Source organism: Variovorax sp. HW608, from assembly GCF_900090195.1.
In the GTDB taxonomy this organism is placed as follows: domain Bacteria; phylum Pseudomonadota; class Gammaproteobacteria; order Burkholderiales; family Burkholderiaceae_C; genus Variovorax.
Window position 1 is genome coordinate 7,522,791 of sequence record NZ_LT607803.1, and the last position, 18,150, is coordinate 7,540,940.

The 18,150-nt window shown below is 68.8% G+C and carries 17 protein-coding genes; 7 read left to right on the forward strand and 10 right to left on the reverse strand.

Annotated features, from left to right (window positions below):
- Positions 1-13: 13 nt before the first annotated feature.
- Positions 14-1,456 (forward strand): D-alanyl-D-alanine carboxypeptidase/D-alanyl-D-alanine endopeptidase, encoded by a 1,443-nt coding sequence (gene dacB / locus VAR608DRAFT_RS35620; RefSeq protein ID WP_088958344.1) that lies wholly within the window; start codon positions 14-16, stop codon positions 1,454-1,456.
- Between the two features lie 110 nt (positions 1,457-1,566).
- Positions 1,567-3,114, forward strand: coding sequence for an alpha/beta hydrolase family protein (locus tag VAR608DRAFT_RS35625; RefSeq protein ID WP_088958345.1), 1,548 nt, complete (start codon positions 1,567-1,569; stop codon positions 3,112-3,114).
- Positions 3,115-3,128: 14 nt separating this feature from the next.
- Here the strand turns inward: VAR608DRAFT_RS35625 and VAR608DRAFT_RS35630 are convergent, their stop codons facing one another.
- The 3 genes from VAR608DRAFT_RS35630 to purE are packed head-to-tail and all read right to left on the reverse strand — an operon-like array spanning position 3,129 to position 5,841.
- The gene (locus VAR608DRAFT_RS35630; RefSeq protein WP_088958346.1) at positions 3,129-4,130 is read right to left on the reverse strand and encodes an L-threonylcarbamoyladenylate synthase; all 1,002 of its coding nucleotides are present in this window, start codon (positions 4,128-4,130) and stop codon (positions 3,129-3,131) included.
- Positions 4,131-4,135: 5 nt separating this feature from the next.
- Complete coding sequence (locus VAR608DRAFT_RS35635) at positions 4,136-5,302, reverse strand: 5-(carboxyamino)imidazole ribonucleotide synthase (RefSeq protein WP_269458516.1); 1,167 nt, start codon at positions 5,300-5,302, stop codon at positions 4,136-4,138.
- Positions 5,299-5,841 carry a 5-(carboxyamino)imidazole ribonucleotide mutase gene (purE, locus tag VAR608DRAFT_RS35640; protein ID WP_088958348.1) on the reverse strand — a complete coding sequence of 181 codons (543 nt, stop codon included), beginning with the start codon at positions 5,839-5,841 and terminating at the stop codon, positions 5,299-5,301. Before purE ends, VAR608DRAFT_RS35635 begins: the two co-directional genes overlap by 4 nt.
- Before the next feature lie 30 nt (positions 5,842-5,871).
- Between purE and VAR608DRAFT_RS35645 the strand changes: the two genes are divergently transcribed.
- Both VAR608DRAFT_RS35645 and VAR608DRAFT_RS35650 read left to right on the forward strand, forming a co-directional pair.
- Positions 5,872-6,792 carry a tetratricopeptide repeat protein gene (locus VAR608DRAFT_RS35645; protein ID WP_088958349.1) on the forward strand — a complete coding sequence of 307 codons (921 nt, stop codon included), beginning with the start codon at positions 5,872-5,874 and terminating at the stop codon, positions 6,790-6,792.
- A 59-nt stretch (positions 6,793-6,851) separates the two neighbouring features.
- Complete coding sequence (locus VAR608DRAFT_RS35650) at positions 6,852-7,310, forward strand: META domain-containing protein (RefSeq protein WP_088958350.1); 459 nt, start codon at positions 6,852-6,854, stop codon at positions 7,308-7,310.
- A gap of 25 nt (positions 7,311-7,335) precedes the next feature.
- Here the strand turns inward: VAR608DRAFT_RS35650 and VAR608DRAFT_RS35655 are convergent, their stop codons facing one another.
- From VAR608DRAFT_RS35655 to VAR608DRAFT_RS35685, 7 genes are all read right to left on the reverse strand, one after another.
- Positions 7,336-7,995: a Crp/Fnr family transcriptional regulator gene (locus tag VAR608DRAFT_RS35655; protein WP_088958351.1), complete on the reverse strand. Its 660-nt coding sequence runs from the start codon at positions 7,993-7,995 to the stop codon at positions 7,336-7,338.
- A gap of 57 nt (positions 7,996-8,052) precedes the next feature.
- A complete protein-coding gene (locus VAR608DRAFT_RS35660) occupies positions 8,053-8,724 on the reverse strand; it encodes a helix-turn-helix transcriptional regulator (RefSeq protein WP_088958352.1) in 672 nt (223 codons plus the stop codon).
- 116 nt (positions 8,725-8,840) lie between these two features.
- On the reverse strand, positions 8,841-9,746 hold the full coding sequence (locus tag VAR608DRAFT_RS35665) for a phosphoribosylaminoimidazolesuccinocarboxamide synthase (protein WP_088958353.1): 906 nt from the start codon (positions 9,744-9,746) through the stop codon (positions 8,841-8,843).
- A 138-nt stretch (positions 9,747-9,884) separates the two neighbouring features.
- Positions 9,885-10,949: a class II fructose-bisphosphate aldolase gene (fba, locus tag VAR608DRAFT_RS35670; protein WP_088958354.1), complete on the reverse strand. Its 1,065-nt coding sequence runs from the start codon at positions 10,947-10,949 to the stop codon at positions 9,885-9,887.
- A gap of 109 nt (positions 10,950-11,058) precedes the next feature.
- Entirely contained in the window at positions 11,059-12,507 is a 1,449-nt protein-coding gene (pyk, locus tag VAR608DRAFT_RS35675; RefSeq protein ID WP_088958355.1) for a pyruvate kinase, read from the reverse strand.
- Positions 12,508-12,566: 59 nt separating this feature from the next.
- Positions 12,567-13,757, reverse strand: a complete 1,191-nt coding sequence (locus VAR608DRAFT_RS35680; protein ID WP_088958356.1) for a phosphoglycerate kinase — start codon at positions 13,755-13,757, stop codon at positions 12,567-12,569.
- A gap of 64 nt (positions 13,758-13,821) precedes the next feature.
- Positions 13,822-14,730 carry a LysR family transcriptional regulator gene (locus VAR608DRAFT_RS35685; RefSeq protein WP_088958357.1) on the reverse strand — a complete coding sequence of 303 codons (909 nt, stop codon included), beginning with the start codon at positions 14,728-14,730 and terminating at the stop codon, positions 13,822-13,824.
- 94 nt (positions 14,731-14,824) lie between these two features.
- Here VAR608DRAFT_RS35685 and VAR608DRAFT_RS35690 point away from each other — a divergent pair, with 94 nt between their 5' ends.
- Genes VAR608DRAFT_RS35690 through VAR608DRAFT_RS35700 form a run of 3 tightly spaced genes read left to right on the forward strand, consistent with a single transcriptional unit; the run spans position 14,825 to position 18,145 of the window.
- Positions 14,825-15,373 (forward strand): VOC family protein, encoded by a 549-nt coding sequence (locus VAR608DRAFT_RS35690; protein WP_088959164.1) that lies wholly within the window; start codon positions 14,825-14,827, stop codon positions 15,371-15,373.
- Positions 15,366-16,487: an alpha/beta hydrolase family protein gene (locus tag VAR608DRAFT_RS35695; protein WP_088958358.1), complete on the forward strand. Its 1,122-nt coding sequence runs from the start codon at positions 15,366-15,368 to the stop codon at positions 16,485-16,487. The genes VAR608DRAFT_RS35690 and VAR608DRAFT_RS35695 overlap by 8 nt, the downstream gene beginning before the upstream one ends.
- Before the next feature lie 17 nt (positions 16,488-16,504).
- Positions 16,505-18,145, forward strand: a complete 1,641-nt coding sequence (locus tag VAR608DRAFT_RS35700) for an FAD-dependent monooxygenase (protein ID WP_088959165.1) — start codon at positions 16,505-16,507, stop codon at positions 18,143-18,145.
- Positions 18,146-18,150 lie beyond the last annotated feature (5 nt).

Below are 18,150 nucleotides of genomic sequence, written 5' to 3' on the forward strand. Positions count from 1 at the left end.
GGATAATCCGGCGATGTTCGCCGCCTCGATCGTCAAGCCCTTTTCCCGCCTTTTCGTCCGCGTGTTCGGGCTCGCTCTTGCATTCACCTTTCTCGCGCCACTGCAGGCCGGCGCGCAAAGCCTCCCCCCCGAAGTCGACGCCGCATTGGCCCGCGCCAAGGTGCCGCGCGACGCGGTGACCATGGTCGTCGCCGACGCGGACGGCGTCCGGCCGCCGAGGCTCGCCTGGCGCTCGCAGGTGCAGGTCAATCCGGCGTCGATCATGAAGCTGGTCACCACCTACGCGGCGCTCGACCTGCTCGGGCCGGCTTTCACCTGGACCACGCCGGTCTACGTCGACGGCCCGGTGCGCAATGGCGTGCTCGAGGGCAACCTCTACATCCGCGGGCAGGGCGACCCCAAGCTGGTGATCGAAAGGCTGTGGCTGCTGCTGCGGCGTGTGCAGGCCCTCGGCATCCAGAGCATCGACGGCGACATCGTGCTGGACCGCAGCGCGTTCGAAGTGACGGACAGTGATCCTTCCGCCTTCGACGGTGAAGGCTCGCGCCCCTACAACGCCGCGCCGGATGCGCTGCTCATCAACTTCAAGTCGGTGGTGATGACCTTCGTGCCGGACCGCGCGACGCAGACCGCGCGGGTGAGCTACGAGCCGGCCCTCGCGGGCGTCGCGATGCAGCCGGCGGTGCCGCTCGCGGCCGGCGAGTGCAACGACTGGCGCGCGAGCCTGGGCGCCGAATTCAACGACCCGGCGCGCATCGGCTTCAGCGGCAGCTTCCCGGCGGCGTGCGGTGAAAAGGTGTGGCCGGTGGCGTATTCGAATCCGGCGAGCTATGCGGCACGCGCCGTCGGCGGCCTGTGGAGCGAGATGGGCGGCCGGATCAAGGGCGTGGTGCGCGAAGGCCGCGTGCCGGCGGAACTGCGGCCGGCGTTCGAAGTGGCCTCGCCGCCGCTCGCGGAAGTCATTCGCGACATCAACAAGTACAGCAACAACGTGATGGCGCAGCAGCTCTTTCTCACGCTCGGCCTGCAGCAGAAGCGGCAAGGCAGCCTGGAGGCCGCGCGCGCGACGGTGCGCCAGTGGTGGAACGAACGCATCGGCACCGCCGAGGGGCAGCCGGTGCTCGACAACGGCTCGGGCCTGTCGCGCGACGAGCGCATCAGCGCGGCCGAGCTCGCGAAGATGCTGCAGATCGCATGGCGTTCGCCCCTGATGCCCGAGCTGGTCTCCTCGCTGCCGGCCACGGGCGTGGACGGCACGCTGCGCAAGCGCGCACTGCGCGGGGGCGGCGCGGCGCATCTCAAGACCGGCACGCTGCGCGATGCCGCGGGCGTGGCCGGCTATGTGCACGCGGCCAGCGGCCGGCGCTACGTGGTGATCGCGATCGCGAACCATGCCAATGCGGGGGCCGCGCGTCCCGCCTTCGACGCACTGGTCGACTGGGCCGCGCAGGACTGACCCCGCGACTCACTGACCCCACAGGGGCAGGCAAGCCCTGCTTGCGCTGGTTCCGGCACCTGCCCAGAATCGCCTCACCCTCGATTCCCCACGACCAAGGAGGCAAGCGAATGAACAGACTCACGGCCATCGCGTTCGCAGGCACTGTGCTGATGCTTTCCGGATGCGGCGGCGGCGGAGGCGGCGGCGGGTTCGCCCTGACCAGCACACCCGACACGGGCCGCGGATCGGTCGTGACATCGCCGCCCGCGCAGACCGCCACGCTGTCGGCCGCCCAGTTCACCACCGTCCTGAACTCGACGGTGCAGGGCCAGTCGCTGATGCAGGTCGCCGGCACACCCAAGTGCGCCTTCGAGGTGCGTTATCTCGAATACCGCACCGTCGGCGGCCAGGGCGAAGCCACCAATGCCACCGCGGCCGTGATGCTGCCGGGCGGCAGCGATCCGGACTGCACCGGCCCGCGACCGGTCGTGCTTTATGCCCACGGCACGTCAAGCGCGCGCAACTACAACCTTGCACAGTGGACCGACCAGGCCCAGCCCGCCGCCGGCGAGGGCCTGCTGGTCGCGGCCACCTTCGCGGCGCAGGGCTACATCGTGGTCGCGCCCAACTACGCGGGCTACGACAAGTCCACGCTGCCCTACCACCCCTACCTCAACGGCGACCAGCAGGGCAAGGACATGGTCGATGCGCTGACCGCCGCGCGCAAGACCTTCGCGAGCCTTTCCGCTTCCGACTCCGGCAAGCTGCTGATCACCGGCTACTCGCAGGGCGGCTACGTCGCGATGGCCGCGCACCGCGAGATGCAGGCGACCGGCCAGGCGGTGACCGCCTCGGCGCCGCTTTCGGCGCCCTCGGCGATCAGCCTGCTGACGGACTACAGCTTCAGCGGCTGGCCGGCGCTCGGTTCGACGCAGCTCACGCCGCTGCTGTCGACGAGCTGGCAGAAGCAGTTCGGCAACGTCTACAGCGCCACCGGCGACATCTACGAGGCGCAGTACGCGAACGGCATCGACACGCTGCTGCCCAGCAACACGCCGATCAACACCCTGTTCGCCCAGGGCAAGCTGCCGCCGCTGGCGCTCTTTCCGGCGAATGCGGTTCCGGGACCGGTCGATCCCTCGCTCGCGATCTTCTACGGGGACAACAACCTGGTCCGGCAGAGCTACCTGACGCAGGCCGCCAACGACCTGCTGGCCAACCCCTGCCCGGGCAACGCGCTGCCGGCGACCGCGAGTTCGCTCAACACGAGCGCGCCGCTCAACTGCAAACCGCTGCTCGGCTTCCGCAAGGCCGCGGTCGCGAACGATCTGCGCAACTGGCTGCCGACCCGGCCCATGATGATGTGCGGCGGCGCCAACGACCCGACGGTGAACTTCCTGAGCACGCGCGCCACGGCCGGGTACTTCACCGCGCGCGGCATGTCCTCCTTCGCGCTGACGGTGGTCGATCTCGAGGATTCGAGCCGCACGGATGCGTTCTCGTCCGCCCGCGCCGGCTTCGCCACCGCGAAGGCGAATCTCTCGAACTCGACGCCCGGCACGCCGGCGGACAAGGCCTCGGCGGTGTTCCTGGCCTACCACGGCACGCTGGTGCCGCCGTTCTGCCTGGCATCGGCGCGCGGGTTCTTCCAGACGGTGTTGGCCTCCAGCCTCTGACGCCAGGGCCGCGTCTATGCCGCCGCCGCCCGCTGCAGGCGATCCCGCACGCCTTCCCACTCGTGGCTCTCGGGCGGGGTTTCGACCCAGATCAGCTTGACGCCTTCGGCATCGAAGGCGCGCAGCACCGCAAAGAGCTGCTGCGCGGTGGCCGCCGCATCGTCGGGCATGCGCCGCATGACGACGCGCTGCGAGCGGCTCTTGAGCGCGGCACGCGACCACACCGCGATGTGCGCCGCGTTGGCGCCGAGCACGTCGAGGCCGGCCTGCAGCGCCTTGGCATCCATCAGCCGCACCTTTGCGCTCGGCGCGTAGTGCGCTTCGAGCGTGCCGGACGCGCGCGGATCGGGCTGCGCGAGCGCTTCCTTGTCGCGCAGCGCCTCGCCGCAGGCCGCCTCGACCTGCGCACGGGTGATCGCGCCGGGGCGCAGCAGCACCGGCACGCCGCGGCTGCAGTCGACGATGGTGGATTCGATGCCGACCTCGCACGGTCCGCCGTCGATCACGAGGAGCCCGTCGCCGAATTCGTCGTGCACGTGCTGCGCGGTCGTCGGACTCACGCGGCCGAAGCGGTTGGCGCTCGGAGCGGCGATGCCGTACACGCCATGTTCTGCACACGCCGACAGCAGCGCCTGCGCGACCGGATGCGACGGGCAGCGCAGGCCGATGGTGTCCTGCCCGCCGGCCGCGGCGGCCGCGACGCCGGGTTGGCGCGCGACGATCAAGGTCAGCGGACCGGGCCAGAAGGCGGCCACCAGCTTCCGGGCAAAGAGCGGCAGCGGCTGGGCGAAACGGGACAGCGCATCGCTGCCCTGCACGCCCGCCGGGACGTGGACGATCAGCGGATGGTCGCTCGGCCGCCCCTTTGCCGAGAAGATGCCGGCGACCGCGGCATCGCTGCCGGCATCGGCGCCGAGGCCGTAGACGGTCTCGGTCGGGAACGCGACCAGCCCGCCGGCTTCCAGGACGCGCGCGGCTTCCTCGATGGCATCGGCAGACTGGCCGTCGCGAATCATCGCGCTCACTCGGAAAGCGGAATGGGCAGGCCGAGCACCGCGGCCGCGAAGTCGGCGGTGCTGCGGACCGCATCGATGCTGTCGGCCGTGATGTTCAGGTGGCCCATCTTGCGCCCGCGGCGGGCCTCGGTCTTGCCGTACAGATGCAGGTGCGTGCCGGGCAGCGCGAGCACGTCGGCCCAGCGCGGTTCGACCGCCTCGCCGCCGTCGACGAACCACAGGTCGCCGAGCAGGTTCAGCATGATCGCGGCACTGTGCTGGCGCGGCGGATTGAGCGGCAGCCCGGCCAGCGTTCGCACCTGCAGTTCGAACTGCGAAACGTCGCAGGCGTCGATGGTCCAGTGGCCGCTGTTGTGCGGGCGCGGGGCCATTTCGTTGACGACCAGCCTGCCGTCGGCGAGCACGAAGAATTCGACGCACAGCACGCCGACGTAGGAAAGGCCCTCGGCGATCGAGCGCGCCGCCGAGACGGCACGCCGCGCGGTCTCCTGCGGCATGTCGTCCGCGTGGACCTCCGTGACTGCGAGGATGCCGTCGCGGTGCAGGTTGCGCTGGGCCGGGTAGTGCACCATCTGCCCGTCTTCGCCGCGGGCGACGATCACCGAGCATTCGAAGTCGAGCGGCAGCAGCTTTTCGAGCACGCAAGGCACCCCGCCAATGCCGCGCCAGGCAGCTTCGAGTTCGGCCCGGGTGGCGACGCGCTGCTGGCCCTTGCCGTCGTAGCCGAGGCGCGCGGTCTTGAGGATGCCGGGCAGCAGGTTCTGCGGCACCGCCGCCAGATGCTCGGCCGTCTCGATGACCGCATAGGGCGCGCATTCGACGCCGCAGCGCGCGAAGTGGCCCTTCTCGCGGATCCGGTCCTGGGCGATCGCGACGGCATCGGCCGCGGGTGAAACCGGCCGGGTGAAGGCGAGGTTTTCGAGCGAGGGCGCGGGGACGTTCTCGAATTCGGTGGTGATCGCGTCCGACAAGCCGGCCAGGCGGGCGAGTCCGTCGACGTCGGTGTAGTCGGTATGGATGTGGTGGTGGCTCACGCGGCCGGCGGGGCTGTCGGCGTCCGGGTCGAGCACCGCGGTGAAGTAGCCCATCTGCTGGGCGGCATGCACGAACATGCGCCCGAGCTGGCCGCCGCCCATCACCCCCAGCGTGGCGCCCGGGAGGATGACGGTCACAGCGCGCCCCCGCCCTGCGGCGTGAACGGCGAAAGCGGATCCGCCTCGGGCGGCGGCAGGGTCATGGCCTGGGCGGCCTGGGTCTGCTTCTCGCGGAAGGCGTCGAGCTGGACGCGCAATGCCGGATCGCCCACCGCGAGCATCGCGACCGCGAACAGCGCCGCGTTCGCCGCCCCCGCGTTGCCGATGGCGAAGGTGGCCACCGGCACGCCCTTGGGCATCTGCACGATGCTGTAGAGCGAATCCACGCCGTGCAGATAGCGGGTCGCCACCGGCACCCCGAGCACCGGGACCGTGGTCTTGGCCGCCAGCATGCCGGGCAGGTGCGCCGCGCCGCCGGCACCCGCGATGATCGCCGTGAGCCCGCGCGCGGCGGCGCTCTCGGCGTAGGCGAACAGCTCGTCGGGCATGCGGTGCGCCGAGACCACGCGCGCTTCGTGGGCGACGCCGAATTGCTGGAGAATCTCGACGGCGTTGCGCATCGTCTCCCAGTCGGAGTTCGAGCCCATCACCACACCGACCTGAATTGCTTGCTTCATGGTTCGAATTTTACGTTTCACCCTATTGCGATGATCGACATCACTCTCGAAAACTTCCAGGCCGAGCTGATCGAAGGCTCGATGAACCAACCGGTGCTGCTGGACATCTGGGCCGAGTGGTGCGGCCCCTGCAAGCAGCTCGGCCCGGTGCTCGAAAAGCTCGAAGTCGAATACGCCGGCCGCTTCACGCTCGCCAAGCTCGACGCCGACAAGGTGCCGCAGATCTCCCAGCAGCTCAGTCAGATGTTCGGCGTGCGCAGCATTCCGTTCTGCGTGCTGTTCAAGGACGGGCAGCCGGTGGACGGCTTCGTCGGCGCCCTGCCGCCCGAGCAGGTCCGCGCCTTCCTCGACAAGCACGTGCCGGGCGCGGACGAGCTCGAGGCGCAGGAGCAGGAGGAATCCGCGCAGGCCGCACTGGCGGAAAGCGACACCGAAGGCGCGCTGGAGAAGCTGCAGCACGCGGTCGCGACCGACCCGTCCAACGACGACACCCGCTTCGACTACGTCAAGCTGCTGCTGCAGGAAGGCCGGCCGGACGATGCCAAGGTCGCCTTCGCGCCGGTCATCGCCAAGACCTCCCTGGTGCGGCGCTTCGACTCGCTCCAGCGCTGGATGGATGCCCTCGATTTCGCCAAGCCGGCCAGTGGCGGCGCGCCGGCCATGGCCGACCTCGACGCGCGCATCGCGGCCAACAAGCGCGACTTCGAGGCCCGCTTCGACCGCGCCCGCCTGCTCATGGCCGACCAGCGCTGGACCGATGCGATGGACGAGCTGCTCGACATCCTCATGCGCGACAAGAGCTGGAACGAGGACCTCGCGCGCAAGACCTACATCGCGATCCTCGACATCATCGAGCCCCCCAAGGTCAAGGTGGCCGATGGACAGATTCCTCCCGACGATCCGACGGTGGCAAGCTACCGGCGACGCCTGAGCAGCGTCGTCCTGAGCTGACGGCGGCGTCGACTACCATGGCGCGCCGATCCATTTTGTTACAGAAGGAAAGACAGGCCATGCGTTTTCGTCCCGCCGCCCGCCCGACCGCCGCGCCCTTGGCCGCCATCACCTTGCTCGCCGCCGGGCTGCTGGCCGGATGCGGCAGCGGCATCAGCCTGGACGAGCCGATCGAGGGGCCGGTCTGGCGTCTCGAGCAACTGGGCGGAGAGCCGGTCGCGCCCAGCGGCGATCCGCAGCGGGACGCGCAGGTCCAGTTCGACCGGCGCAACGGCCGGGTGACTGGCTCGGGCGGCTGCAACCGGGTGACGGGCACTTTCGAGCGCAACGGCAGCGCCCTCAAGCTGAACCAGCTCGCCGCGACCCGCGCGGCTTGCGCCGATCCGGCCCGCAGTGCCAACGAAGCGCAGTTCTTCGCCGCGCTGCAATCCACGACGAGCTATCGCCTGCAGGGCCCCTCGCGCATGACGCTGCTGGATTCGGGCGGCCGGCCGCTGGCCGTCCTGAGCGCGCGCTGATCGGCGCGCGGCGCGGCGGGCCGCGCTACCAGCGGGCCGGCAGCTCGCGCGCGAGCACCACCTGCCGCTGGACCAGCGACAGGTAGCCGCCGGACTCCAGATCCTTCATCAGCCGGCTCACCATCTCGCGCGAACAGCCGATCTCGCTCGCGATCGCCTGGTGCGTCAGCCGCTCCGCGACGACGCGCGTGCCATCGGGCTGCAGGGTCGCCCGCGTCTCGATCAGGCGCTTCAGCCGGCTGTAGACGTCGAGCAGCGCCATGCTGCGGGCGCTTTCGGTGGCGAGCCGGGCACGGCGGATCAGCCGCACGATCAGCGCCATCGCGAACTCCGGGTCCTTCTCGATGTGGTGCAGCATCGTCTCCCGCGTCACGATGGCGCACACGGTGGGCTCCACGGCCTGCACGCTGGCGGAGCGGCGTCCGCCGTCGAGGGACATTTCGCCCACGTAGTCCCCGGGGCCGTGCAGCGCCATCGTCACTTCGCGTCCGCGCGAATCCGACACGAAAGCCCTGAGGCGCCCCGACAGCACGATGTAGACGGCACTGCCCTCGTCGCCTTCCTCGATCAGCAGGCTATGCGTCCGATAGCGCCGGTGCACGCCCAGCGCCGCGAGCTTCTGTAGATGCGGCGGCAATGCGGCGGCTGCGGGATCGGCGCGCGATGCGGTACTCGGTTGCGGCATGCGCGGACTATACGGCCCGCGCCTGCAAATACGTATGTCTGGATGGCGGGCGATTCCTCAGCCTTCGCTCGCGATCCGCAACGCCGACACGATCTGCGGCATGCGCGAGACGCGGTAGACCACCTCGCGGATGCTGTTGCTGCCGGTCTTCTGCCGCACGTTCTTGATGTGCGTGCGCACGGTGGACATGCAGATGCCTTCCAGGCACGCGATCTCCTCGGCGCCGTGGCCGGCGCACAGGCGCGCCAGCACGTTCTGCTCGGCCCGCGTCAGGCGCTTGGAGCGCGCGAACATCTGCATCGTGAGCGATTCGCAGCCGGGCCGGCGGCTGCACATCACCAGCACCGTGTCGACGGTGGAGGCGCCGTGCAGCGCCGCCAGCGGAATGAAGGCCAGCGAGAGCGGATCGTCCGGGTCATCGAGCTCGATGATGCTGCGGCAGTCGCGCTCGGCATCCTTGAGCGCCTGGCGCAGCTTCGGCTGCAGGCCGGGCTGGCCGGCGCACAGCATGCCGTCGCTGCTGCGCAGCGCGTGGCCGCTCGACAGCTCCCGGCGGGCAGGGAAGTTGGCGTGCAGGATGCGGCCCGTCAGGTCCAGCAGCAGCAGGCCGTGGTCGATCTCGTCGAGCACGCGGGACAGCATGCCGGGCTGGAGCGGATCCGGCGGCGACGGGGGGGTGCGGCCCGCGTCCTGTACGTAATGAATCTGGAACTGGGTTGCCGTTTCCATGTCACGCTCCTCATCTATCGGGATGAGGAAAGTTTGGAAGAGCAAGGCCTTCCCGGGATGTGACTATTGCCGCTCGCTTTGTGACTTATTCACATCCCGCACAGGGACGCAACCCCTCAATGGGTGAGGCGGTCCAGTGCCTCGCGGTACTTGGCCGCGGTCTTCGCGACCACCTCGGCCGGCAGGCGCGGCGCGGGCGGGGTCTTGTCCCAGGGCTTGCCGTTGATGCGCACCGCTTCGAGCCAGTCGCGCACGAACTGCTTGTCGTAGCTCGGCGGATTGGCGCCGGCGGCGAGCGCCTCTTCGTAGCCCTCGACCGGCCAGTAGCGCGAGCTGTCGGGCGTGAGCACCTCGTCCATCAGCACCAGCGTGCCGGCCTCGTCCAGGCCGAACTCGAACTTGGTGTCGGCGATGATCATGCCCTTCGACAGGGCGATCCCGGCCGCCGCCTCGTAGATCGCGAGGCTGGTGTCGCGGATCTGCTGGGCCAGCGCCGGGCCGACGATCTCGACCACCTTGTCGTAGCTGATGTTCTCGTCATGCTCGCCCGCCGCCGCCTTGGCCGCCGGCGTGAAGATCGGCCGCGGCAGCTTGCTGGCATTGGTGAGGCCTTCCGGCAGCGGCACGCCGCAGACGGAGCGGCTGTCCTGGTATTCCTTCCAGCCGCTGCCCGCGAGGTAGCCGCGCACCACCGCCTCGACCGGAATCGGCTTGAGCCGCTTGACCAGCATCGAGCGGTCCTTGACCTGGGGCACCTCCTCGGGCTTCACGACGCTTTCCGGCGCCTCGCCGGTCAGGTGGTTGGGGCACAGGTGGCCCAGGCGGTCGAACCACCAGAGCGCCATCTTCGTGAGGATCTCGCCCTTGCCCGGGATCGGCTCGCCCATGATCACGTCGAAGGCGGAAAGGCGGTCGCTCGCGACCATCAGGATGCGGTCGTTGCCGACCGCATAGTTGTCGCGCACCTTGCCGCGCGCGAGCAGCGGAAGGCTCTGGATGGAAGAGGTGTGGACGGTGGTCATGGCGGAAAAAGCTGTGCGGGACGGACAGGGAGGTCGGGAGATTGTGCGCGCGGCAACCGGCAGAAAAAAGCCACCGCGGAGGTGGAACAGGCAGAAAAAAGCCACCATGAAGGTGGCTTGTGCGTCAGGGCAAAAGGCTCAGACGACTTCCTGCGCGAGTTCGCCCTTGGCGTACTTGGCCGCCACGACCTGCAGCGTGTCGCCCTTGATCTTGCCGGCCTGGCCTTCGCAGCCGAACTCGATGTAGCGCTGCTTGCAGATCTGCTTGGCGGCTTCGCGCGCCGGCTTGAGCCACTCGCGGGCATCGAACTTCTCGGGGTTCTCGGCCAGGAACTTGCGCACCGCACCGGTCATCGCGAGGCGGATGTCGGTGTCGATGTTGATCTTGCGCACGCCGTGCTTGATGGCTTCCTGGATCTCCTCGACCGGCACGCCGTAGGTTTCCTTCATGTTGCCGCCGTACTGGCGGATGATCGCCAGCAGCTCCTGCGGCACGCTCGACGAGCCGTGCATCACGAGGTGGGTGTTGGGGATGCGGCGGTGGATTTCCTTGATGCGGTCGATCGCGAGGATGTCGCCGGTGGGCTTGCGGGTGAACTTGTAAGCGCCGTGGCTGGTGCCGATGGCGATGGCCAGCGCGTCGATCTGCGTCTTCTTGACGAAGTCGGCGGCCTGCTCGGGGTCGGTCAGGAGCTGGTCGCGCGTCATGGTCGCGTCGGTGCCGTGGCCGTCTTCCTTGTCTCCGCGCATGGTCTCGAGCGAGCCGAGGCAGCCGAGTTCGCCTTCGACGGTGACCCCGACCTTGTGCGCCATCTCGACGACCTTCTTGCTGACGTCGACGTTGTAGTCGTAGCTGGCGATGGTCTTGCCGTCGGATTCGAGCGAGCCGTCCATCATCACCGAGCTGAAGCCGAGGTCGATCGCGCCGCGGCACACGTCGGGGCTCTGGCCGTGGTCCTGGTGCATCACCAGCGGGATCTGCGGATAGGCCTCGATCGCGGCCTGGATCAGGTACTTGATGAAGGATTCGCCGGCATATTTGCGGGCGCCGGCGCTGGCTTGGAGAATGACCGGGGCGCCGGTTTCCTTGGCCGCTTCCATCACGGCCTGCACCTGTTCGAGGTTGTTGACGTTGAAAGCCGGAATGCCGTAGCCGTTCGCGGCGGCGTGGTCGAGCAGTTCGCGCATCGAGACGAGTGCCATGGGAATACCTCGCGGGAATCTAGGGTGGAAACGGGAAAACTGGGTCGATTCTACGACCCCCTCTCCTGACGACCTGAAGGCCCCACGCCCCCGTGCACCTCGGGACGAGTCAAGTGACTCTGCAGATTTTGAGCATGTTGGTGCCGCCGGGTGCGCCCATCGGCTCGCCGCAAGTGATGGCGTACACGTCGCCGGTCTGCACGATGCCACGCTTCTTGAGGTGCGCCTCGGCCTGCATCAACGCGGTGTCGCGGTCGCTTTCGGAATCCATCAGGAGCGGCCGCACGTTGCGGTAGAGCGCCATCTTGCGCTGCGTCGACAGGCGCGAAGTCAGCGCGTACATGGGGATGTGGGCGCGGTGGCGGCTCATCCAGAGCGGGGTCGAGCCGGATTCGGTCAGCGCCACGATCGCCTTCGCGCCGAGATGATGCGCAGTGAAGAGCGCCCCCATCGCGATCGACTGGTCGATGCGGCTGTAGTTCTGGCCGCTGAAATCGGCGTCGAGCTGCGGGTCTTCCGCCGCCTCGGCGGCTTCGCAGATCTTGCTCATCTCCTGCACGGTCTCGAGCGGATAGCGGCCGGAAGCGGTCTCGGCGGACAGCATCACGGCATCGGTGCCGTCCAGCACAGCGTTGGCCACGTCGCTCACCTCGGCGCGGGTCGGCACCGGGTTGGTGATCATCGACTCCATCATCTGCGTGGCGGTGATCACGACCTTGTCCATCTCGCGCGCCATGCGGATCATCTTCTTCTGCAGCGCCGGAACGGCCGCATTGCCGACTTCGACCGCGAGGTCGCCGCGCGCGACCATGATGCCGTCGCTCGCGCGCAGGATCTCCTCCAGCTTCGGGATCGCTTCGGCGCGCTCGATCTTGGCGATCATCCCCGGCTTGTGGCCGAACTCGGCCGCCGCGACATTGCACAGCTGCCGCGCCATTTCCATGTCGGTCGCGTTCTTCGGGAAGCTCACCGCCACGTAGTCGGCCTGGAAGCTCATGGCGGTCCTGATGTCCTCCATGTCCTTGGCCGTGAGCGCCGGCGCCGTCAGGCCGCCGCCCTGCTTGTTGATGCCCTTGTTGTTGGAGAGCTCGCCGCCGAGCCGCACGATGGTGTGCACCGCATCGCCCTTGACCGCGGTCACGTCCAGCACGATGAGCCCGTCGTTCAAGAGCAGCGCATCGCCGGCCTTCACGTCGCGCGGCAGGTCCTTGTAGTCGAGCCCGACTTCATTGACGTCGCCAGGTTCGGTGCGCGAGGCGTCGAGAACGAACTTCGCGCCCGGCTCCAGCCAGACCTTGCCCTCGGCGAACTTGCCGACCCGGATCTTCGGCCCCTGCAGGTCGGCCATGATCGCGACCTCGCGCCCGCTGCGGCGTGCGGCCTCACGCACCATCGCCGCGCGGTCGATGTGGTCCTGCGCGGTGCCGTGGCTGAAATTCAGCCGCACGACGCTGACCTTGTGCGCGATCATCTGCTCCAGCAGGTCGAGCCTGCTCGAAGCCGGCCCAAGCGTCGCGACGATCTTGGTGGCGTGGCGGGGAAGGCGGGGCGTGCTCATTCAGGTCTCCGTTGGTGTATTCCGAACTGTATACACTTTTTCCGCCGGCCGCCAGGGCCTTAAGCGGCCCGCTTTTCGAGGATCTCGAAGGCGGGCAGCTTCTTGCCTTCCAGCACCTCCAGGAACGCGCCGCCGCCAGTCGAGATGTAGCCCACCTTGTCCTCGATGCCGTACTTGGCGATCGCGGCCAGCGTGTCGCCGCCGCCGGCGATCGAGAAGGCCTTGCTCTCGGCGATCGCCTGGGCGATCACCTTCGTGCCGTTGGCGAACGCATCGAACTCGAACACGCCGACCGGGCCGTTCCAGACGATGGTGCCCGCTTCACGCAGCTGGGCGGCCAGCAGCTCGGCGGTCTTCGGGCCGATGTCGAGGATCAGGTCGTCGTCGGCCACGTCCTGGGCCGCCTTGGTCGTCGCGGCGGCATCGGCCGCAAAGGTCTTCGCCGTCACGACGTCGACCGGAATCGGCACGCCCGCGCCGCGCGCCCCCATGGCTTCGATCACGGCCTTGGCTTCGTCGATCAGGTCGGGCTCGGCCAGCGACTTGCCGATCCTGAGGCCCGAAGCCAGCATGAAGGTGTTGGCGATGCCGCCACCGACGATGAGCTGGTCGACCTTGTCGGCCAGGCTCTTCAGGATGGTGAGCTTGGTGCTGACCTTCGAACCCGCGACGATCGCGACCAGCGGACGCCTGGGCTGGGCCAGTGCCTTGGTGATCGCATCGATCTCGGCCGCCAGCAGCGGACCGGCAGAGGCGATCTTCGCGAACTGGGCGATGCCGTAGGTGGTGGCTTCGGCGCGGTGCGCGGTGCCGAAGGCGTCGTTGACGTAGATGTCGGTCAGCGCCGCGAGCTTGCGCGAAAGCGCCTCGTCGTTCTTTTTCTCGCCCTTGTTGAGGCGGCAGTTCTCGAGCAGCACGACCTGCCCCGGCTGCACCTGCACGCCATCGACCCAGTTGGAGACCAGCGGCACTTCGCGGCCGAGCAGCTCGCCGAGCCGCTTGGCGACCGGGGCCAGCGAATCCTCGGGCTTGAACTGGCCTTCGGTCGGACGGCCGAGGTGCGAGGTCACCATGACCGCAGCACCCGATTCAAGAGCAAGGCGGATGCACGGCACCGAGGCGCGGATGCGCGTGTCCTCGGTGATGTTGCCCGCATCGTCCTGCGGCACGTTGAGGTCGGCCCGGATGAACACGCGCTGGCCGGTGGCTTTGCCTTGCGCACAGAGGTCGGTGAATCGAAGAATCTTCATGGGATGTCGGCGGAATGAATGCGGGTGAGGGCGCCCCGGCGGGCGGCAGCGCACATTGTAGGTTTCAGCCCGCCAGACCCGGCTTGCGCACGAACCCCTCCAGCAGTTCGACGAAGCTGGCCGCCGCCGGCGAAAGCGAGCGCTTCGATGCGCCGTACACGCAGACTTCGCGATGGAAGTCCGGCTGGTCGAGCCGCACCATCTGCAGGCCATGCGCCCGCACCAGCGAAGCCGAATAGGTCGGGCAGACCGTGAGCCCCAGCCCCGAGGCGACCATGCCCAGCGCGGTGGTCATGTACGAGACCTCCTGCGTTGACGGCCGCAGCAGAAAATCGCGCGCGGCGGGTTCGAGTTCGGGCAGCACGCGCTGACGGAAGTCGCGGGTCGGCGCGATGAAGGTGTAGGGCTCCAGCTCGCGCCAGCGCACCGTGCGGCGGCGCGCGAAGGGATGGCCCGGCGGGCAGATCAGCCAGTGCCGGTCGCGAAAGAGCGTGCGCCGCTCGATCGCCGCGTCGACCGCCACGTCCTGCCCCACCGCCAACTCCACCTCGCCCGAGAGCACGCCGCTCAAGAGATGCTCCGGCAGCGTGTCCGCGAGCCGAACGTCGATGTCGGGATAGCGCTCGCGATACGCCGCGATCACGCGCGGCATCAGGGTGCAGGCCATGAGCTGCGGCGCGGCGAGCCGCAGCACGCCCTTCTTCTTGTCGCGCAGGTCGGTCACGCCGGCCACCGCACCCGCGAGGTCGGCCAGCAGCCGCTGCACCGGGGGCTGGAACTCGCGTCCCGCTTCGGAGAGCTGCACGCGGCGCGTATGGCGGTCGAAGAGTTGCACGCCCATCTCGCGCTCCAGCTCGCGCACCAGCACGCTGAGCGCCGATTGCGTGAGATGCAGGCTCGCGGCCGCGGCGGTGAAGCTGCCGGCTTCCGCGACGGCGGCGAAGGCGCGCAACTGGCGCAAGGTGAGATTCATGGCATTGCTTCATCAATCGATGAATTTATTTCGATTGAATCATAAGAAGAAGCGCGGCCCAATCCACCCCATCGAGCCCCCGATGGAGACAACCATGCCCGACGAGACTGCAATCGCCGCGCCGCCCGTGCCTGTGCAGGGCCTTCACCACTTCGCCTGGCGCTGCCGCGACAGCGAGGAAACCCGCCGCTTCTACGAAGACCTGCTGGGCCTGCCGCTCGCGCACGTGATCAAGAGCGATCATGTGCCGAGCACCGGCGAGTACTGCCCCTACGTGCACATCTTCTTCCAGATGCGCGACGGCTCGTACATCGCCTTCTTCGATCTCGGCGACGACGCGGCGGCGCTGCCTTCGCCCAACACGCCCGCATGGGTCAACCACATCGCGCTGCGCGTCGATTCGGTCGAAGATCTGATGGCGGCCAAGTCGCGGCTCGAAACGGCGGGCGTCGAAGTGCTCGGGCCGACAGACCATCACATCATCGAGTCGATCTACTTCTTCGACCCGAACGGCATCCGGCTCGAACTCACCACGCCCACGGTGCCGAAGTCCGAGATGGACGCCCACGCACTCAAGGCCCGCGCCGCGCTCGACGCCTGGACCGAGCGCAAGGCCGCGCTGCGAAAGGCGGCGCATGGCTGAACTGCAACTCGCGGTCATCGACATCAAGCCCGGCGCCGCGCTCGAAAGCCAGTCGGGCCTGCAGATGCTGCGCCCGCGCATCTATGGCGCGTACCGCGCACCGGCCGGCCCGAAGAAGCTCGCCGCGATCGTGATGCACCCCACGAGCAACTTCATGGGCCACTACCTGATCGGCCCGCTGGCCGAGCGCGGCATCTGCTGCATGGGCCTGAACTCGCGCTACATGGGCAACGACACGGTGCTGCTGATGGAGCGCGCGATCCAGGACCTCGGCGCCGGCGTGAAGCACCTGCGCGCGATGGGCTACGAGAAGGTCGTGCTGATCGGCAACTCGGGCGGCGCGGCGCTCGCGAGCTTCTACCAGGCACAGGCCGAGCAGCTCACGGCGCACCACTTCGCGGACGGCGATCCGACGCATCTGCATCCCGACGACCTGCCGCCGGTGGACGGCATCGCGCTGTGCGCCGCGCACCTCGGGCGCACGCGGCTGATGCGCGACTGGATCGATCCTTCGCTGACCGACGAGCACGATCCGCTCTCGGTCGACCCCGAGCTCGACATGTACGACTCTCGCCATCGCGTGCCCTACGACGCCGACTTCCTCGCCCGCTTCAGCGCGGCGCAGAAGGCGCGGCTCGACCGCATCGAGCACTGGGCGCTGGAGCGCCTCTGCCAGCTTCGCAGCACGCCCGGGGCGCCGCGCGACCAGGCTTTCATCGTCTACCGCACGCATGCCGATCCGCGCTGCGTGGACCTCTCGCTCGACGCCAACGATCGCGCGCCGGGCAGCGTCTGGGGCGATGCGCGGCAGGTGAACTACTCGTGCAACGCGATGGGCCGCACGAGCTCGCTGACGGCCTTCCTGTCGCAGTGGTCCTCGCGCTCGCAGGCCGACGGGCCGACGAACCTCGCGCGCACCACCTGCCCGAAGCTGCTCCTGACCTACACCGCCGACCAGTCCACCTTCCCGAGCACGCGCGACGCATGGATGGCGGCCGGCGGCGATCGCATCCGCAACGTCGACATCGTCGGCGGCAACCACTACCTCGCGGGACAACCGGAGCTCGTGCCGCGCGCCGCGGATGCCATCGCCGAATGGGCGCACGCCCTGTGAACACATCGCAGACCCCGATGGAAACCTACACCTTCGCTCCTGCGTACGAACTGCCTAGCTGGCCGTTCGTGCCGCCGCCTGAACTCGCAAGCGCCGCGGTCGTGCGCCACCCGATCGTGATCGTCGGCGCCGGCCCTGCCGGCCTCACATTGGCCTGTGACCTCGCGAGCCGCGGCGTGCGCGCGGTGCTGCTCGACGAGGACGACACGGTCGGCGTGCGCGGCGCCTCGTCGCGCGGCATCTGCTATGCGCAGAAGAGCCTGGAGATCTTCGCGCGCCTCGGCATCTACGAGCGCATCGTCGAAAAGGGCATCACCTGGTCCTTCGGCCGCACCTTCTCGGATGACAAGGAGGTCTACAACTTCAACCTGAAGACCGACAGCGTCTCGGCGCAGCCGCCCTTCATCAACCTGCAGCAGTTCTACATCGAGTGGTTCCTGGTCGACCGCATCCACGAACTCGGCCTGACCGAGCTGCGCTGGAAGAATCGCGTGACGCAGGTGACGCCGCTCGCCGATGGGGTTCGCATCGCGGTGGAGACGCCGGCCGGCAGCTACACCATCGAGGCCGACCACCTCGTCGACGCGACCGGCGCGAACAGCCCGATCCGCACGCAGCTCGGCATCGAGGCGCATCCTTCGCGCAGCACCGACCGCTGGTGCATCACCGATGTGCGCTTCAAGAAGCCGCTGCCGACCGAGCGCTGGACCTGGGTCGATGCGCCCTTCAACGAAGGCCGCGCCGTGTGGCAGCACCTGATGGGCGACGGCGTCTGGCGCATCGACTACCAGATGCCGGAGGACTGCGACACCGCGCACATCAGCAAGCCCGAAGTGGCCGGCGCACGACTGCGCGAGCAGCTCGGGCCCGGCGTGGAATTCGAGTTCGTGTGGATCGGCCCGTACGGCTACCGCGACCACCTGCTCGACAACTTCCGCCACGGCCGGATCCTCTTCATCGGCGATTCGGCGCACGTCGTGAGTCCCTTCGGCGCGCGCGGCGGCAACAGCGGCATCCAGGATGCGGCGAATCTCGGATGGAAGCTCGCGCTCGTCACGCAAGGGCTTGCGGGCGATGCGCTGCTCGACACCTACGACGCGGAGCGCCGCCCCGCCGCGGTGGAGAACCTGCGCGTCACCAGCCGCTCGGCGCGCTTTCTCGCGCCGCGGTCGCCGGCCGAGCACACGATCCGCCGCGCGGTCGTCGCACTCGCGCAGCGCCATCCCTTCGCGCGGGCGCTGGTCAACACGGGCCGCATGTCGGTCGCCAACGACTATCCCGCGGCCACGCATCTGCCGGCCGGCGCGAAGACGGTGCAGAACATTCCGCTGCGATGGCAGGGCGGAACGCCGACCACGATCGCGGCCCTGCTGGCCGACGGCACGCAATGCCTCGGCCTCTGGTTCGCGCCGACGCGCGCGCAGGCGAATGACGCATCGGCCCTCGAGGCCTCGTTGCCGCTGCGGCTCGTCGCGGTCGGCGGCGACAGCGGCCTGCCCACGCTGCAGCCTGATGACGTGCTGGCCCGGCATCTCGGCGCTGCAACGCCCGGCAGCCTCTGCATCGTGCGGCCAGACGCCTATCGTGGCGCGCTGCTGAACGACCCGACGCCCGCATCGATCGCCGCCGCGCTCCACACCGCGCTCGCACATCGCTGACTCCG

Excerpts from the sequence above, each read along its gene's own strand:
- pyk (WP_088958355.1), bottom strand. The coding sequence starts at position 12,507 with ATGAGCACGCCCCGCCTTCCCCGCCACGCCACCAAGATCGTCGCGACG.
- VAR608DRAFT_RS35650 (WP_088958350.1), top strand. The coding sequence starts at position 6,852 with ATGCGTTTTCGTCCCGCCGCCCGCCCGACCGCCGCGCCCTTGGCCGCC.
- VAR608DRAFT_RS35630 (WP_088958346.1), bottom strand. The coding sequence starts at position 4,130 with ATGATTCGCGACGGCCAGTCTGCCGATGCCATCGAGGAAGCCGCGCGC.
- VAR608DRAFT_RS35665 (WP_088958353.1), bottom strand. The coding sequence starts at position 9,746 with ATGACCACCGTCCACACCTCTTCCATCCAGAGCCTTCCGCTGCTCGCG.
- VAR608DRAFT_RS35680 (WP_088958356.1), bottom strand. The coding sequence starts at position 13,757 with ATGAAGATTCTTCGATTCACCGACCTCTGTGCGCAAGGCAAAGCCACC.
- dacB (WP_088958344.1), top strand. The coding sequence starts at position 14 with ATGTTCGCCGCCTCGATCGTCAAGCCCTTTTCCCGCCTTTTCGTCCGC.
- VAR608DRAFT_RS35660 (WP_088958352.1), bottom strand. The coding sequence starts at position 8,724 with ATGGAAACGGCAACCCAGTTCCAGATTCATTACGTACAGGACGCGGGC.
- purE (WP_088958348.1), bottom strand. The coding sequence starts at position 5,841 with ATGAAGCAAGCAATTCAGGTCGGTGTGGTGATGGGCTCGAACTCCGAC.
- VAR608DRAFT_RS35655 (WP_088958351.1), bottom strand. The coding sequence starts at position 7,995 with ATGCCGCAACCGAGTACCGCATCGCGCGCCGATCCCGCAGCCGCCGCA.
- VAR608DRAFT_RS35690 (WP_088959164.1), top strand. The coding sequence starts at position 14,825 with ATGCCCGACGAGACTGCAATCGCCGCGCCGCCCGTGCCTGTGCAGGGC.
- VAR608DRAFT_RS35700 (WP_088959165.1), top strand. The coding sequence starts at position 16,505 with ATGGAAACCTACACCTTCGCTCCTGCGTACGAACTGCCTAGCTGGCCG.
- VAR608DRAFT_RS35645 (WP_088958349.1), top strand. The coding sequence starts at position 5,872 with ATGATCGACATCACTCTCGAAAACTTCCAGGCCGAGCTGATCGAAGGC.
- fba (WP_088958354.1), bottom strand. The coding sequence starts at position 10,949 with ATGGCACTCGTCTCGATGCGCGAACTGCTCGACCACGCCGCCGCGAAC.
- VAR608DRAFT_RS35695 (WP_088958358.1), top strand. The coding sequence starts at position 15,366 with ATGGCTGAACTGCAACTCGCGGTCATCGACATCAAGCCCGGCGCCGCG.
- VAR608DRAFT_RS35685 (WP_088958357.1), bottom strand. The coding sequence starts at position 14,730 with ATGAATCTCACCTTGCGCCAGTTGCGCGCCTTCGCCGCCGTCGCGGAA.
- VAR608DRAFT_RS35625 (WP_088958345.1), top strand. The coding sequence starts at position 1,567 with ATGAACAGACTCACGGCCATCGCGTTCGCAGGCACTGTGCTGATGCTT.